Here is a 15,708-nt window from a genome sequence, read left to right as displayed (position 1 = left end):
ATGATGCAAGCGACCGTCGCCAGCAGCCCGTCCCCGGCCTGGACACCCGACCAGCCGATCGTCCGCGTCGTCGACGTGCACAAGTCCTTCGGGACCTTCGAGGTCCTGAAGGGGATCAGCTTCGACGTGCGCAAGGGCGAGGTGGTCTGCATCATCGGGCCCTCGGGCTCGGGCAAGTCGACGCTGATCCGCTGCATCAACGCGCTGGTGCCGGTCACCGCGGGCTCGATCCAGGTCGAGGGGATCGAGGTCACCGATCCGCGGCTCGACAAGCTGGCCTTGCGCCGCAAGGTCGGGATGGTGTTCCAGCAGTACAACCTGTTCCCGCACAAGACCGCGCTGCAGAACGTGATGATGGCGCCGATCCACGTCCTCGGGCAGGAAAGGCGCGAGGTCGAGGCCCGGGCCCGCGCCCTGCTCGCCAAGGTCCGGCTGGCCGGCAAGGAGGCGGCGTATCCGGGCGAGCTCTCCGGCGGTCAGCAGCAGCGCGTGGCCATCGCCCGCTCGCTGGCGATGCGGCCCGACGTGATGCTGTTCGACGAGGTCACGGCCGCCCTGGACCCCGAGACGGTCAAGGAGGTGCTGGTCACGATCCGCGAGCTGGCCGAGGAGGGCATGACCTGCATGCTGGTCACGCACGAGATGAACTTCGCCCGGGACGTCGCCGACCACATCTACTTCACCGACCGCGGCGTCATCGTCGAGCACGGGCCGCCGGCGACCTTCTTCGCCTCCGCGCAGGACGCGCGCACCCGCCGGTTCCTCTCGCAGGTGCTCTGACGGGCCGGGGCGGGGCGAGCGGCTGGGGCGCAGGCGGACGCAGGGCCGGCCTGCCGCCATTCGGTCGCGCAGGACGGGCGAGACGGTGGGGCCGCGTCGGCCGCCTGGCGCGCGCGGCGCCGTCGCGCGTTTCGAAGGTGCCCCCGCGTCGCCCGCGCTCTCAGCTCAAGGCGACGTCGAAGCCGCGCCGCACCGCCGGCCGGGCCATCATCGTATCGTACCAGCGCTTCACCTGCGGGTAGTCGGAGAGGTCGACCTGATGGCGCTCGTGCCGCCACGCCCAGCCAAGAATGGCGAAATCCGCGATCGACAGCGCGCCGGCGACGAACTCCGCCGCCGCGAGGCGCCGGTCCAGCACCCCGTAGAGCCGGTGAGTCTCCTTCAGGTAGCGCTCCAACCCGTAGGCCCGGTCCTTTTCCGCGACGCCGAGGAAATGGTGGACCTGCCCCGGCATCGGTCCGAACCCGCCCATCTGCCACATCAGCCATTCCAGCACGGCCATGCGCCGGCGCGGATCGGCCGGCAGACACCGGCCCGACTTCTCGGCGAGGTAGAGCAGGATCGCGCCCGATTCGAACACCGAGATCGAACCGCCGGGCCCGTCCGGATCGACGATCGCGGGGATCCGGTTGTTCGGGCTGATCGCCAGGAAGGCCGGATCGAACTGCTCGCCCTGCGTGATGTCGACGGTCCGGACCCGATAGGGCAGGCTCATCTCCTCCAGGGCGACGCTGATCTTGCGTCCGTTGGGCGTGTTCCAGGCATACAGCTCGATCATCGTGGGGCCTCGCTATGCGGGCGGTCGTGAACGGTGTGCGGTTGCCCGTGCGCGACCGGACCGGACCGCAGCATCGTGCGGACCGGAAGCGCCGCGATCAAGCCGCCGCGCGAGGGCATCGGGACATCCGCGACCAAGCCGGCGCCGCGGCGCCGGGCACGGACACGACGGCGGGGCCGTCGGCGAAGGCCGTCGATCGAGGACGCGCTGGCTGCCGCCGTCCGCCGATCCGCATCACGCGCGGCGTGAAACCGCAACGGGACGCGATTTCACGCCGCGCGTCTCGAACGGGACAGGAACCGGGCACGGAGGATGCGGCAGCCGGGCAGGGGAGGAAACGTCGGCGCAACGCCCGGAGCGAGGGCGTGTTCGCGCCCGAAGCGTGCCGGCAAACCGATCAGGACGGTGGCGAGTGGCCCTGCGGGCCTCCGCTAAGTCCCTGGCTCAGCAGCGTTATCGCCGCAGCCAGTAGGACACTCGATAACCACCAGGAAGGCCTGGTGGTGCACGCAGTCGGGCTCGAACCAGTCTCTGTTTCGCGCAGAAAGAAATGGGAATTTGTTGCAGTGCGAAATGCGATTGGAGATGGGAATTCGCAGGTCATAGATGGGATTAGGTTCAACATGGGAGGCCGGATGCCACCATGAACCTAAGTTGAGGGGTTGACCGGTCGGGGCTGACGGGCGATGCTTCGGCTACTGGCTTGAGCGCTTCCGATCTCCGGGTGCGGGGTGCTCATTACGCAGCAGTTCAGGTTCGGCCGCGGATCTCCGCACCGGCTACGAGCACGCAGCTAACGCCTCCTCGATCTCGATGCCTCGTACCAAGCGTGCGGGTGAGTTCGAGCATGGCAGCTGTCGCTCTCCCGGTCGGATCGACACCGTGTCCTCAGCCACTCCTACCGAACCGCATGGCCTCGCACTTCCGGCTGCGCAGCCGCAGACCAGGGTTCGTCGGCGGCCGCCTGCATCTCAGCAAGACGGGCAGGCCCGGACCTCGCTCGCCATCGCCTATCGTCCACCGGGCGAACTCACCGTCTCGCGGATCAAGCTACGTAAGTACGATCCCCGCCACCGCGAGCACCTGCTCGCGAGCGTGAGGCGCTGGGGGATCGTCATCCCTATTCTGGTTGATGCAGGGAACCGGATCATCGCGGGGCATGAGGTCGTCGCGGTGGCGCGCGACCTCGGTCTCGTGACAATCCCGACCATCGAACTGGCCCACCTGAGCGACGAGCAAGCCCGTACCTTGCGCATCGCTCTCAACAAGATCGGCGAGCTCTCCAAGTGGGACCCGAAAGCGCTCAAGGATGAGCTCGGCTTCCTCGTCGATTTCGACCGCGATCTCGTCACCTTCACGGCGTTCTCCTCGGCCGAACTCGACGCGATCTTTAGAGCGCCCGACGAAAACAGCGACGACGATCTGCCGCCGCTGCTGAGGGAGGCGGTCTCACAACTTGGAGATATCTGGCTGTTCGCGGGTGGGCATCGGCTCGGTTGCCTGGACGTTCTGAGCGACGTGAGCCTACCGGCGCTCATGGCCGGCGAGCTGGCGGGTCTCGTCGCGTGCGACCCACCCTACAACGTCGCGATCGCCGGACACGTTACCGGCCGATCCGATGCGCGGGAGTTCGCGATGGCTTCCGGCGAGATGAGCCCGGAGGCGTTCACAGCCTTCCTACGTGCCGCGTTCGAGCGGCTCGCGGCGCACGCCAGAGATGGATCGCTCTCGCTCCAGTTCATGGATTGGCGGCACATGCGCGAAATGCTGGACGCCGGTCACGCCGTCTACAGCCAGCTCATCAATGTCGCGGTGTGGGCCAAGTCCAACCCCGGCATGGGGTCATTGTGGCGTAGTGGCCACGAGCTGTGTTTCTGCTGGAAGAACGGCACCGGAGAGGTTCTGAACAACGTCGAGCTCGGCCGCAACGGCCGAAACCGCTCGAATCTGTGGGCCTATCCGCGCGAGAGAGGTTTCGTCGACGGACGGCGCGGCCGAGATAGTCTTGAACACGTCACACCGAAGAACGTCGCGATGATCCAGGACGCGATCCTCGACGTCTCCCGGCGCGGCGAGATCGTGCTCGACGCCTTCGCGGGCAGCGGCACCACTCTGGTGGCGGCCCATCGCGCGCGGCGGCGCGGCTACGGCACAGAAATCGATCCGTTATACGCCGATCTCGCCGTGCGCCGGATGGAGATCTGCACGGGGGCGCCGGCGCGCCACGCCGTGACCGGCTTGACCTTCGCTGAGACGGCCGCGGAGCGGGGCGTCAAGCTGCCGTCGCACGCCGCGCGCGCGTGAGGTGGTTTCATGGCTAGGGATCGCGAGCGCGGTGCGAAGCCCGCAGACACTGCACCGATCGGTTACGGACGCCCGCCTGAGGCGCACCGCTTCAAGCCGGGCGGTGTTGGCAACCCGTGGGGCCGTAAGGGCAAACCGAAGCCGACGATCGACTTCTTCGACGAGATCGTCACCGTGCCGGTCGGCGGCAAGCCGCGTCGGATGACGCGCGACGAGACCATCGACCTGGCGCTGTACCGGGAGTTGATGGGCGGCAACGTCTCGGCGAGCAAGGAGATGGGCAGGCGCAGGAAGGAGCGACAGGCGAACCGGACGGCGACCTCTGAGGACGACGCGCTCAGCCCGGAGGATCAGGCAGCGTTCGACCGCATGATCGAGCGGCGCGCGCGAGGGCTGCGATCGTTGGCCGGTGAAGCGGAGGATAGGTGTGAGGCCGCAGCCACGGATGAGGGCGCACGTCTGGGCGGGGATGACGAGGAGGGTGCGACATGAGCCAAGCCCAGCGCCTGTACCGTCACGCCCTGCGTACCGACTTCATGGTGTTCTATGAGCGCTGCTTCGCCACGCTCGAGCCCGGCACGCCGTTCGTCGACAACTGGCACTTGCACGCCGTCGCGGAGGCGCTACGGCGCATCGAGGCGGGCGAGAGCCGCCGACTGATCGTCAACGTACCCCCGCGCTCGGGCAAGTCGCTACTGGTGACGGTCGCCTTCACCGCCTGGCTGCTCGGCCGCAACCCCCGTCTGCGCATCATCTGCACCTCGTACTCGGCCGACCTCGCCCAGACGCATGCCGCCGCCTTCCGCGCGATCGTTGCCAGGCCGTGGTACCGCGCTGCCTTCCCAACCTTCTTCATCCAGCCCGGCGGCGACCGCAAGCTTGAGACGATTACCACTGAGCGCGGCTACCGCTTCGCTGTGTCGATCTCCGGACCTGTGCTCGGGCGCGGCGCCGACCTGATCATCGGCGACGACGCTATGAGCCCGGAGGCGGTGTTCTCCGAGGCGGTGCGGCGGCGGGAGATGAATTTATGGAACACCGCCCACCGCACCCGGCTGAACGACAAGCGCCGCGGCGCGATCGTGCTGGTTTCGCAACGCCTGCACGAAGACGACCTCATCGGACAGGTGCAACACACCGGGGAATGGGACCAGCTGATCCTGCCCGCGATCGCGTCCGAGCCGGCGTGTCATCGGATCGGGACAGGCGCGCATGACGTCTACGACCGCGCGGCCGGCGAGGTGCTCGACGCCGCGCGTGAGCCGCGGTCGGTGCTCGACGAAGTGCGCGCCGCGGTCGGGTCGATGACGTTTGCGGCGATGTACCTGCAAAACCCGGTGCCGCCGGGCGGCAACGTGATCCAGCGCGCGTGGTTGCGCTACTTCGACGAGGAGCCCGAACCGGATGCATTTGCCTACTTGTTGGCGAGCTGGGACACGGCCTCGACGTTGGAGGAGACCAGCAGCCACTCGGTCGGGCAGCTGTGGGGGTGGGACGGGGAGCGATACTACCTGCTCGAGCAGCTGCGGGGTCGCTGGGAAGTACCGGAGCTGCGCCGCAAGATCATGGAGGCGGAGCGAGCTTGGCAGCCGAACGCGACGCTGATTGAGGACACCGAACTCGGGCGCAGCCTGCAGCAGGATTTGCGGCAGAGGGACGGCATGCGGCTGCAGCTGCGGCGCCCGCGCTACGACAAGCGCGCGCGGCTGCTGGCGCAGAGCGCGCGGTTCGAGGCGGGAGAGGTGTGGCTCCCGAAGCGCGAGCCGTGGACGGACGTCTACGTCGCCGAATTGCTAGCGTTCCCATTCGGGCGCGGCGACGACCAGGTCGACGCGACCTCGCAGGCGCTGGATTTTCTGGTGTCGCAGACCGCGCGTCTGGGGCCGATGCGCCGGCGCAACCCGAAACGACGCACGATCGAACGCCGCGGCGTCGAGGACGATGAATCTGGCCTCGGCGATCGAGACGCGTCGAGGACGTACGACGGACCGCCGGGCTTAGGGTGAGCGGGTGATCGCGTCTTGGGCGTGCATCTCACTCTTGCCCTCGGTCGGGTTAAAGATGGCCGCGCACGTACCTATGAGCGCGGCTCGAACGTGCAGGTCATGGCCGTGGTCTCGCGCGACGGTGTGGACCTGCACTGGGCGACGTACGCACCCCGAACGACTGTCCGCTCGGCGCCGATGGTCGAATCGTCGTCGCCGCGCGTCAGGCCAAGCCCCGCACTCAGCAGATCCTGCACCGCTCCCTCCGCGATCCCCGGCTCGAGTGTCTTGATCAGGCTGGCCGCTTTGCCGACGAAGCCGAACAGGTTCATCGGGTCCGCCCGGTCGCCGGTGAGCACGATGCTCGATGCCTTACCGGCCCGGCTGACCACCGACAGCCCGAGCTTCGAGCTGAACGAACCGCGCACGAGGTCAAGCTTGCGGAACGCCTCGACCGACTTGCGGAACGGGGCGTCGTCGAACCGGCAAACGTAGTTCATGCCTTGCTCGGCGCAGTCCTCGATGCCGCCGTCACCATCACCACGCAGGCGCCTGTCGTACATCCGACGGAAGCTCGGCGCGTCGAAGGCGAAGGTCGTCGTAGGACCGGTCGCCGGCCGGCTCTCACCGTCGCCGGGCTCGTTCTGGCTCATCTCACGTGGAGGCATCGGGGCCGGCGGTCGTTGTTCGGCCGCTTCACGCAAGGCACGATCACGGTACCCAACCGCGGCCCGCGCCTGCGCTTCCGCGCGTCCGGCCTCCGCCTCCAGGCGTCGGACGTCGTCCTCGGGGCCGGCGGCGGGCAGGTCCGCCTGCCGGCGTGCCGCCTCGATCCGCGCCTGCGCGAGGTCCCGCCGGGCCTGGAGTTGGGCCCCTGCCGCGCCCGCTCGGCGCGCGCGGCCGCCACGATCTGCGGCGCGCGCGTCTCGAGCTCCCGAGCCTGGCCCCTGACCTCGGCGGCGAGATACGGGGTCACCCGGGCCGCCGTCCGCTCGCACGCGGATAAGATGGCGGGGAGGGCGGCGAGATCCGTGTCCGTCCAGTCGCCGGCGAGCTTGCCGAACGGCGCCTGCAGGCCGCCCCCGGCCAGGACGAACGCCAGGGGACCGGCCGCACTGGCGCAGCCACCCTGCGCGTCGATGTAGGTCTGGATGAAGCTCTGTCCTGCCCGGGCGTCGGATGGGGCAAGCGAAGCCAGAGTGAGTGCTGTCGCGAGCTGTACGCCGGTGTGCCTGCGCCGCGTCCTCATAGCTGCTCTTCCGTCGCGCGCCCGGGCGAGCCGCCTGACCGGCGTGCGCCCCGGTGCGTCGTGTCGCTCCGGTGAGGGGTGGTAGTCCAGCGAAATATCCGACTTTTGGATATCCAAATATCGGTTCTAGCCGAGCTGGCGGTTCTCACCCGCACGGCCCGGCATGGCGCGCACCCTCGGTTCAGCTCGGCACGCGCGTCTGATCGAGCTCGTCGTACGTGCGCGGGAGGCGGCAGGCCTGACCCAGGCCGAAGTGGCAGGCCGGCTCGGGCGACACCAGCCGTTCGTGTCGAACATAGAGAGCGGCGAGCGGCGGATCGACTTGGTCGAGTTGCTCGATCTGGCCACGATCATCGGCTTGGACATGCATCAGGTGGTCGAGGAGCTCACACGCGTCCCCCCGGGGTAGAGCGAAGCGTCTGCACCAGTCCGCCACCCATCCTTGCTCGTGAGATGAGGCGTTGGGACCAAACACCTTGTGCAGGTCGCCGACGACGAGCCAGCTTAACCCAGTCAGGAATGCCGCGAAGAATAGGGCAACGAGCCACAAGCGGCGTTGATCCAGCGCTTGGAAGGACGTTTGCCGGTGGCCGAGCGATCAGATCCCTGTATGCGCCGCTGACAGGTGCACGCGGGCACGAGAGGCCGCGAGGTAGCGTCCGACCAGCGCGGCGAAGGCGTCGGGCTTGAGGCCGCGCGAACCCAGAGACTGCACGCAGACGTGACGTCGCCGTCGGCTCACTCCGGCCTGCGAGAACAGGCGCTTGGTCCTCGGCAACGTGGCGTCCGGCGTGAGGGCAAGCGTCAGGGTGAGCCGCTTGCCGTGCGTGACCTGGAAGTCCGCCACATCCTTCCACGCTACCGCACTGTCGAGTAGCGGCGAGCGCAGCACGTCCGGCGTCAGCACCAACAACGGCGTCCGGCCGCGTCGATGCACGAGACCGGCGTAGATCCCTGCCCAGGCGACACCCGCCGCGGCAGCGGCGCCGAGGATCTGCTGCGCCAGCGCATCGTGCGCGACGCCAAGGGCGCGGGGGTACAGAAGCAAGGCAGCGCCGGCGCCGGCGAAGAGGAGCGCTAGGACGCCCATCGTCCAGACCATCGGCGCACCGTTCTCGTGCACCACCGTCTCCTCGACCGGCACTGCCGCTGCGGTCTCCTCTAGGTATACCCGCTCGGCAGCTCGGTGCTCCCGTGCCCCAGTCAGGAAGTCCACGCTGAGCCAGCGGCACAGACCGGTCCAGTCCGCGACCAGGGCGGCCGGCCAGGCGCGGTCCCCTACGGTGAGCGGCCGGGCGGCGCGGGCGAACAGCTCGGCGTCGAGCGGAACGCCGAGCGCCGCGATACGCTGCCGATCGGACGGGTGGGTGTCGGTGGGGTGCGCCTGCCGGTCGTCGAGGTGCGCCCCCGGCTCGGGGAAGCCGGCAACGGGGATTGCGTCGAGTACGCCCGCGACAAGATCGTCGGGCGCCGCGTCGGGCTTGCCGTAGGAAGATGCGAGCGTCTCGCCCACCACCGGGCCGAGGACGCCGACACGCAGCAGGGCGGAGGCTGCGGGTGGTGCTCCAGAGACCTGGGCACCGCGCCGGTCGGCCTCGAACTCACGCGCCCGGCTCCAACGCGCCACCGCTGCGTCGAAGGTGCCGAGGCTGCGATAGCCGACATAGGCGGCTGGGCGAGTGAGTAAGTCTCCGGGGCCGACATTGCCCAGCGCGGTCAGCGCGCGATGTAGGCCGGCATAGATCGGGGTGAAGCGCCGGCTATAGGCGGTGTCCTCGCCCGCGAAGTGCGCGAGTTCGTGCCCGATCACGGCGGAAAGCTCGCGCCCGTCAAGCACGCCGAGATAGGGGGCCGGTAGGTACAGCGTGCGCCCAGTCAGCGTCCGCGTGTCTGGACTCAGGCGGACTGCGGACTCTGTGACGAAGAAGCCACCGGTCAAGCCGACGACCACCGCGTCGGGGACCAGCGAGTCCCCGCGCCCGGCGAGCTCGCGCACGAGGCGCCACAGACCCGGTGCATCGGCCTCGTCGAGGACGCGGCCGCGTACGTCGATGGGCTCGGGGGTGAACAGCGCGAACACCCCGCGCAGGCCGCGTACCGCCGCGACCGCGGCCCAGGCCGCCAAAGCGGCGATGACCAGCGCGCCGAGCAGCAGCTTGGCTTCGCCAGCCGAGAACCGCTGAGTGAACCACAGCCCGGTGGCCTCGAACAGCGCGGCTGCGAGCACCGCGAGGCTCAAGCCCACGATCTGCAGTCCAAGCAGCACCGGCAGCACGCGGCGCACGAGGCCAAAACTGGCGAGCAAGGCGTCGCGCGAACGCCGCGCCCATAGGCCCGCGGCTCCGCCGCCGGCCAGCGCGACGAGACCGGCCAGCAGTGCGAGCAGCGCGCCGCCGAGCGTCGCGTACGGCACCCACGCGCGAGCCCGGGCCAGAGGCAGGTCGCGTGTGACCACGGCCAGCGCCTCCTGAGCTTTGTCGGTGGCCAATGCCGCCCCGTAGGCGGTGCGCCCACCTTCGAAACGGACCGAGGCGTAGGGATCTGTCGCCGCCAGCAGCCGCAGCTGAACGACGGAGACCGGCAACTCAACTTGGCGGCGCGTATAGCTTTCGGCGCTCGCCAGCCCGCGTTCGACCTCCCAAGCCCCGAGCCCGCCGAGCAATGCCGGAACGCCGACGACCCAGGCGACGAGCCAGACGACGGGAGGAAGTCGGCGACTGCCGCGGCGGTCCTGATGAACCGGTATGATCATCTGCTCCTCGGCGATCGATTGTCGGAGGCTGCCAGCCTGCGCTGTGCCAGCGCCGGTTAGCTCGGCCGCACCCTATCCTCGTACCGCTGGCAGGATTCGAGATCGCGCACCGAGCGGTTGTAGGCGTCGTTGAACAGCCGCGCCGGCTGACTCGGGTCACCTTTCGCCTTGATGTCTCGCGCGACGTCGCGGCCGTGACCGATCACGCTCGCCACCGTGTCCGCGTATCCGGTGCACGACGAATTCGCTTTTGGGTTCATGCCGTCGAACGTCACCCCGAGCTGTCGATTCGCGGTCGACACGTCGCTGAGAGCGGCCAGGAACGGGGCGGTATCGGACCTTGGCGCCAGGGCCTCGAAGCGCTGCACTGCCCGGCGTAGCGCCAAGCTGGTGGCGAGCAGTCGGCGTGCTGGGGCGTCCTCCGCCAGCGACGCCATCCGCCGCTCGTCCCGGGCGAGCTCGCGCTCGAACAGGGCGGTGCAGTAGGCGTCCATCGCCTTAGCGGCGGCTTCGACCTTGGGCACGAGGATCCGATGCTGTTCGCGGGCGAACTTGTAGCCGTCCTCCTTGAACTCTCGCGTGGTCTGATAGCGGGTCAGCGCCTTCAGTACCGGGTTGAGCTCGCGCAAGGCTGCGAGCAGCCGGGTGGCCTGGGAGTCGACCTCGGGAATGGTCGCCGGCAGGGCGGTCGCCTTGTCCAGTTCGTCGATCACCCCGTCGAAGTCGACGATGCCGAAATGGTACCAGGCGTTGGCACCCAGCTTCGTGCCGAGCTTGAGCACGCGCTCGTTGTCGCGTCGGTAATCGGCGAGCTGCCGTTCCAGGGGATGGGAACGCACGAGGTGGTTCTGCACCTCGGTGTAGGCGTTCACCTTCGCCACCTCCTGCATCTCGGGGCTTGGCGAGGTTGATGAGGCGCGCACGCCCCCCCGGGCCGGCGCTTGTGCCGAGGCCGCGGGTGGCGCGGCCTGCAGCAGAGCCTGGGAGGCCGGCGGCGGAGCGGGGAAGTCGCACCTGAAGGCGTCGACCATGCTCTTACGCACGGCCTCATGGGCCTGGGCGCACTGGTAGGCGACCGTCGGGCGGGCGGCCGTGTTGCGGCTGATGGCGTCGCGGAAGCTCTCGCGCAGCGTGCCGATGCCTTGCCGGATGTTGGGGCGGGCGGCCTCCGGCACGCCAGGGCTTGCTGCACACTGAGCGTAGGCATCCAGAAAGGCCTCACAGCTCTCAACACCCACTGGCGTCACCGGTGTCACGGCCGTGGCGGGCGTAGCCATCACTACGGTGAGACAGGCCACGAGGAACCGACGGGGTCTCTCCGCACGCTCACAGCTGCCACGCGGCATGCTCATCTCCTTAACTGTATGGCTGGTTGGGGGCGTCAGATTCAGAGATTGCGCAGGGCAAGCAATGGGACGAGCGCGGCGAGCGCGACTGGCACGGACCAGTACTGCACCGGTACCCAGAACAGCGCGTGTCGACGGCGGAGAAGAACGCGTTCGCTCGTGGCCGGGTCGATGAGTTCGCGCGGCGCCCTGCCGTTCAGGCGCCGGCCGACGATCCAATTGGCGGCTGCGGCCGCGAACAGCCCGAGGCTGATGGCGAGAAATATAAGTTCGGGGTGACCGAGGGCCCGAAGCGCCAACCCGCCCACCGCCCCGACCGCAACCGCCGTGCCGACTACGACGGGAATGACCACGATCCCCCAGCCTGACCAGATGAACAGCATCAACACCGCCTAAGCTTTACCCGGAGCCTGCAGCCGAGGTAGCGAAAAGAAATGCATCGCGCGGGACGGCGATACGGCAGCGCCCTGCGTGAGCGCTCGGATCCCTCTTGGGCGTGGGAATGAGGCGTCGCTGTGTTCACGGCGTCGTGAACTGATCAGAATAAGCGTTGAGCGTGATCGTTGGTCTTCAGGAATAGGCTGTGCTGGATTACCAGCACGGCGTGCGGGAACAATGGATACGGCCGCGTGGTTCATCGCGTCGGCTTCGCGCCGCTCATCGCCATGCTGGTGGCGAGCACCTTAGGGCTGATTGCAGTGGGTGTTTACCTCCTCCCCGGCGCAGTCTGTACGCTTGTAGCGCCCGCGCTTAACCGTTGGGTCTGTGCATCGTAGTGGCTCGAAGCTCCTGCTACGTGACAGTACCATCTTGGCGTGGCCGCACGTAATGCACGGGCCATCTACCCTGTCTGCTTCACATCACCGATCGCTAGAAACCAGACGGACAGCTTTCGGCCAGCAAACGTCGTTGTTGTTGGCGCGTTTGTTTCGCTTCTAAGCACTTGCCCGCTCTATGAGCTCATAACCGAGGTCAAGCTTGCGGATGTCGTAGGAGGGATTGCGCAATTGCTTCATCAGCATCTCCGCTGCCTGATGCCCGATCTGATAGCGAGGAAAGCGCAGCGTTGTCAGCGGTGGGGAGACGGCCTCCTGGAGTTCGTTGTCATCCGAGCCGACGATCGCGATCCTGTTTGGGACATCCAAGCCGCGGCGGTTCGCTTCAAGCAAAGCTCCGGTCGCCAGCACATCGCCGGAAAGGAAGATCGCATCGACGGCCGGTACGCGCTCAATCAAAGTCGCGAGTGCGCGCCCACCGCTCCGCAGTCCGGGCGGGCTTTCGAGCAGCAACTCGGGAGCGGAGATCAACCCACGTCGTTGATGGGCGGCTAGAAATCCCGCCCGCCTCTCGGCAGCGCGATCATTGTCGTGAATGGGCAGGCTGACAAATCCGATGTTCTTGTACCCACGGCCAATCAGGTACTCCGTCATCGCGCAGGTGACCTGAACGGTATTTTGAACCGAGCCGATTGAGAGGCTACTGCATGGTAGCGGCCATGGGTAGCCGGAAGGCCAGATCCGGGAAGGTGACAGGGGCGGGCGGCCGGTAGCCCAAGGACGAATGCGGTCGAACGCGGTTGTACGTATTCTGCCAGATCCCAATCACGGTCTGTGCCTCCTTGAGCGAGTAGAAGATTTCTTGGCGTAGGCACTCGTCCTTCAGCTTGCCATTGAAGCTCTCACAATAGCCATTCTCCCACGGCGATCCTGGTGCAATGTACTGGATCTGTGGGCCGGTTTTGGCGACCCATTTCCGCAAAGCTTTCGAGATCATCTCTGGGCCGTTGTCGCAGCGGATGTTGTCTGGGATACCATGCAGGCACATCGCATCTGCCAGCGCCTCGATCACACCCAGACTGTTGATGCGCCTCGCGACCTTGAGCGCCAGGCAGGCGCGACTGTGCTCGTCGATCAGCGTCAGGATACGCAGGCTTCGCCCGTCATGGGTCTGACCCTGCACAAAGTCGAAGCTCCAGACGTGATTGCGATGGAGAGGCCGCAGCCGCACGCAGGAGCCATCGTTCAACCACAGCCGGCTTCGCGGCCGATGCTTTTGCGGAACCTTGAGCCCCTCACGACGCCAGATCCGCTGAACCCGGTCTTTCCCCACCTGCCAACCCGCTGTCTGCAGCAGCGCAGTGACGCGGCGGTAGCCATAGCGTCCGTACTCGGACGCCAAGGCGATGATGGCGCGGGTCAGCGCATCCTCGTCAGCCGGTACCGTGGGCACGTAGCGTTGCGTGCCCCGGTGCTGGCCGACGATCCGGCAGGCGTGGCGCTCCGAGAGGCCGTACTTCTCCTGGATCGCGTCGACTGCCTGCCGGCGTCGCTCCGGGGCTACAAGTTTCCCGCGGCGACGTCCGCCAGCACCTGCTTCTCCAACGATAAGTCAGCCACGAGCCGACGCAATCGCGCGTTCTCGCGCTCCAGATCCTTCATCCGACGGGCCTGATCGATCTGCAGGCCGCCGTACTCCTTGCGCCAGCGATAGTAGCTCTGCTCGGAAATCTCGGCCTCCTTGCAAGCCAGCGCCAAACTCTTGCCCTGGGCCGTCTGCACCTCGATCTGGCGCAGCTTCAGCACGACCTGCTCCGCACCCGTCTTCTGACCTCGCTTCATGCCCAGCTCCTTCCGTCCTGGCTGATCCTCTCAATCAGCCCGGTCCAAAGCCAGCCGGTCAGGTCACCGGTACTTGGTGCCGTCCCCGCGGTAATTGGTGATGTAGCCGTGGAAGCGCTCCCCAGCTGCCAAGGCGCGTCTGAAGGTGTCGAGCGTTTCCCGGCGGGTCTCCTTCCCTTGCATGAAGCGGGGGCTCTGCCCGACGATCTTACCGAGGTCGCGCCCGACGAGGCGTGAGAAGGCAGGATTGGCGTAGCGGATGATCGGCCCCGGCGGATCGATCGCCACGTCCGTGACGACGATGCCGACGGGCGCATCTTCGGCAAGGGCCCGGATCAGGTCGAGAACCATCATGGGTGAGAAACGCGTCAGACGGGAAAGGCATCTGACGACCATAACGGTGCACGAGGATGACCGTTCTCATGGATCATGCGGATCCCGATTTTCTGCCTGCGATACCAAGGCGAGGCCAGCGCGTTGGAGTCGGCGCTGACCTCTAGGCCTGGTCGGCGTCCATCACCTTCTTGGTGCGATCCAAGGCGTGATGGCCGAGCGCGGCGTCGGACAAACCTTCGAGCCACATCGCAGCCGCCAAAGTTCCGGTAACGTGAGGGCAATCCGCGTCAATCGCGCCGGCTCCCTGGGCGGCTTGTCCCTCCGCATAAGCGTTTTCGATGGTTGCATCGGGCATGGCGCGCTCCTGCTCGGCGCCGAGCATACGTCAGCGGGGAAGGGCGCACGAGATGTTCGAGACAAGAGGGCGGGGCAATTCCGACCAGCCTCGGATTTTAAACTGAAACACCTGCTGATGCACGTTCTGCTAGTGCAGATGCGACATCTGCTGCTCATGGACTTCGCGTGCCAGTTCCCGACCAACGGCCAAGAGTAGCTCGTCCGCCTTCTGCAGCAGGTGCTGCGAGCCAAGCTGTTCGAGGACCGCCCGCGTCTCCAGACAGCGGTCGGCCGCTTGCACGATTAGGCTCTCCTCGTGCGACGAGGGCTGCGCGACATAGCCCTCGCCGGTATCGCCAGCGTCACGGCTCTCGGTGATGTCGATCATGATGCCGCGACAGCGCACCGCCCGGCCATCCTCGCCTCGATAGATCCGGCCGCGGCACAGCAGCCAGCGGACGCTCCGATCCGGGTTCATGATCCGGTACTCGACCAGAAATAGCCCTCCGGTTTGCACCGCCTTGGCCATGTCGCGCACCATCCACTCACGGTCCTCGGGATGAACGTTGGCGATCGATATCGGCACCCTGATCGGTTGGCCGGCGAGGCTGGGATCGCCGGTGTGCAGGGCCGCAGCTTCCTCGTCGTAGTACACGCAGTGGTTTAGCAGGTCCCATTCCCAAGTGCCGACGACGCCTGAGGCCGCCAAGCTGGTCCGCAGTTCGTTCGGTCGGGTCAGGTTCCGCACAACGCCTCGCTTCGGCATCTGCTGTCATTCCCTCCGGCGGCGATCTCGGTCGCGTGCAATCGGCACGTAGCTGATTTCATACACTCGTTTCGATTGCACTCGCGTGCTAGCTTGCAACCTACGCGGATTTTGCCGCCTGTGTGCGGCTGCGGCGGGGCAACATGGGCGAAAAGTACAAGAGCGCTTCTCGGCCCGGCGGTGAAGCCGACCGAGAACGTCCCAAACCAATCGCCGATGCTGCGGCTCTGCGGCTGAGGACGATCGCCGCCAGCCTCAACATGCCGGTTGAAGCGTTCAGTCTGTCGCATTCAAGCGCGGCGGTGCCTCAGGTGTTCGCGTCGCGGGAGGAGGAGGGGGTCGAGATCCTGCGACTGTACTTCGCCGTCGACGATGTAGCCGCACGGCTGCGCTTCCTCGAACTGCTGCGCGGCTTTTCGACAGCAACCGCGTGCCTCGCTGAACATAATTTGTAAGGT

16 protein-coding genes are annotated in these 15,708 nt (G+C 67.1%); 6 read left to right on the top strand and 10 right to left on the bottom strand.

Annotated elements, in window-relative coordinates; genetic code table 11:
- Positions 1–780 (top strand): amino acid ABC transporter ATP-binding protein, encoded by a 780-nt coding sequence (locus FVA80_RS22675; RefSeq protein WP_147907408.1) that lies wholly within the window; start codon positions 1–3, stop codon positions 778–780.
- Positions 781–940: 160 nt separating this feature from the next.
- Here FVA80_RS22675 and FVA80_RS22670 read toward each other — a convergent pair whose 3' ends face one another.
- On the bottom strand, positions 941–1,558 hold the full coding sequence (locus FVA80_RS22670) for a glutathione S-transferase N-terminal domain-containing protein (protein ID WP_147907407.1): 618 nt from the start codon (positions 1,556–1,558) through the stop codon (positions 941–943).
- 882 nt (positions 1,559–2,440) lie between these two features.
- On the opposite strand from FVA80_RS22670, the gene FVA80_RS22665 reads away from it, so the two are divergent.
- The 3 genes from FVA80_RS22665 to terL are packed head-to-tail and all read left to right on the top strand — an operon-like array spanning position 2,441 to position 5,868.
- Positions 2,441–3,862 carry a DNA modification methylase gene (locus tag FVA80_RS22665; RefSeq protein ID WP_187193480.1) on the top strand — a complete coding sequence of 474 codons (1,422 nt, stop codon included), beginning with the start codon at positions 2,441–2,443 and terminating at the stop codon, positions 3,860–3,862.
- Positions 3,863–3,871: 9 nt separating this feature from the next.
- The gene (locus tag FVA80_RS22660; protein ID WP_147907405.1) at positions 3,872–4,354 is read left to right on the top strand and encodes a DUF5681 domain-containing protein; all 483 of its coding nucleotides are present in this window, start codon (positions 3,872–3,874) and stop codon (positions 4,352–4,354) included.
- Entirely contained in the window at positions 4,351–5,868 is a 1,518-nt protein-coding gene (terL, locus tag FVA80_RS22655) for a phage terminase large subunit (protein WP_147907404.1), read from the top strand. The genes FVA80_RS22660 and terL overlap by 4 nt, the downstream gene beginning before the upstream one ends.
- Positions 5,869–5,939: 71 nt before the next feature.
- On the opposite strand, the gene FVA80_RS22650 is transcribed toward terL, so the two are convergent.
- Positions 5,940–6,410 (bottom strand): hypothetical protein, encoded by a 471-nt coding sequence (locus tag FVA80_RS22650; RefSeq protein WP_147957878.1) that lies wholly within the window; start codon positions 6,408–6,410, stop codon positions 5,940–5,942.
- Between the two features lie 849 nt (positions 6,411–7,259).
- Here FVA80_RS22650 and FVA80_RS22645 point away from each other — a divergent pair.
- Complete coding sequence (locus FVA80_RS22645; protein ID WP_147907402.1) at positions 7,260–7,505, top strand: helix-turn-helix transcriptional regulator; 246 nt, start codon at positions 7,260–7,262, stop codon at positions 7,503–7,505.
- Positions 7,506–7,694: 189 nt separating this feature from the next.
- On the opposite strand, the gene FVA80_RS22640 is transcribed toward FVA80_RS22645, so the two are convergent.
- From FVA80_RS22640 to FVA80_RS22600, 8 genes are all read right to left on the bottom strand, one after another.
- Positions 7,695–9,848, bottom strand: a complete 2,154-nt coding sequence (locus tag FVA80_RS22640; RefSeq protein WP_147907401.1) for a M48 family metallopeptidase — start codon at positions 9,846–9,848, stop codon at positions 7,695–7,697.
- A 56-nt stretch (positions 9,849–9,904) separates the two neighbouring features.
- Positions 9,905–11,023 carry a DUF3829 domain-containing protein gene (locus FVA80_RS22635; protein ID WP_246692090.1) on the bottom strand — a complete coding sequence of 373 codons (1,119 nt, stop codon included), beginning with the start codon at positions 11,021–11,023 and terminating at the stop codon, positions 9,905–9,907.
- Positions 11,024–11,235: 212 nt separating this feature from the next.
- The gene (locus FVA80_RS22630) at positions 11,236–11,577 is read right to left on the bottom strand and encodes a hypothetical protein (protein ID WP_147907399.1); all 342 of its coding nucleotides are present in this window, start codon (positions 11,575–11,577) and stop codon (positions 11,236–11,238) included.
- A 552-nt stretch (positions 11,578–12,129) separates the two neighbouring features.
- Entirely contained in the window at positions 12,130–12,624 is a 495-nt protein-coding gene (locus FVA80_RS22620; protein ID WP_147907398.1) for a substrate-binding domain-containing protein, read from the bottom strand.
- A 46-nt stretch (positions 12,625–12,670) separates the two neighbouring features.
- Positions 12,671–13,812, bottom strand: a protein-coding gene (locus tag FVA80_RS22615) for an IS3 family transposase (protein WP_147907397.1) whose coding sequence is annotated in 2 segments (ribosomal slippage) — positions 12,671–13,545 and positions 13,545–13,812 — 1,143 coding nt in all. Because the reading frame shifts where the segments join, the coding sequence is not laid out codon by codon here.
- Positions 13,813–13,875: 63 nt separating this feature from the next.
- Positions 13,876–14,166 (bottom strand): PAS domain-containing protein, encoded by a 291-nt coding sequence (locus FVA80_RS22610; protein WP_187193479.1) that lies wholly within the window; start codon positions 14,164–14,166, stop codon positions 13,876–13,878.
- Between the two features lie 142 nt (positions 14,167–14,308).
- Entirely contained in the window at positions 14,309–14,503 is a 195-nt protein-coding gene (locus FVA80_RS22605; protein ID WP_147907395.1) for a hypothetical protein, read from the bottom strand.
- 129 nt (positions 14,504–14,632) lie between these two features.
- Entirely contained in the window at positions 14,633–15,250 is a 618-nt protein-coding gene (locus FVA80_RS22600; RefSeq protein WP_147907394.1) for a PAS domain-containing protein, read from the bottom strand.
- Positions 15,251–15,393: 143 nt separating this feature from the next.
- On the opposite strand from FVA80_RS22600, the gene FVA80_RS22595 reads away from it, so the two are divergent.
- On the top strand, positions 15,394–15,705 hold the full coding sequence (locus FVA80_RS22595; protein ID WP_147907393.1) for a hypothetical protein: 312 nt from the start codon (positions 15,394–15,396) through the stop codon (positions 15,703–15,705).
- Positions 15,706–15,708 lie beyond the last annotated feature (3 nt).

Origin of the sequence: Methylobacterium sp. WL1 (assembly GCF_008000895.1) — a bacterium.
Classification (GTDB): Bacteria; Pseudomonadota; Alphaproteobacteria; order Rhizobiales; family Beijerinckiaceae; genus Methylobacterium.
The sequence above is the reverse complement of the archived record's forward strand: the minus strand, read 5'-3'. Positions and strand labels throughout refer to the sequence as shown.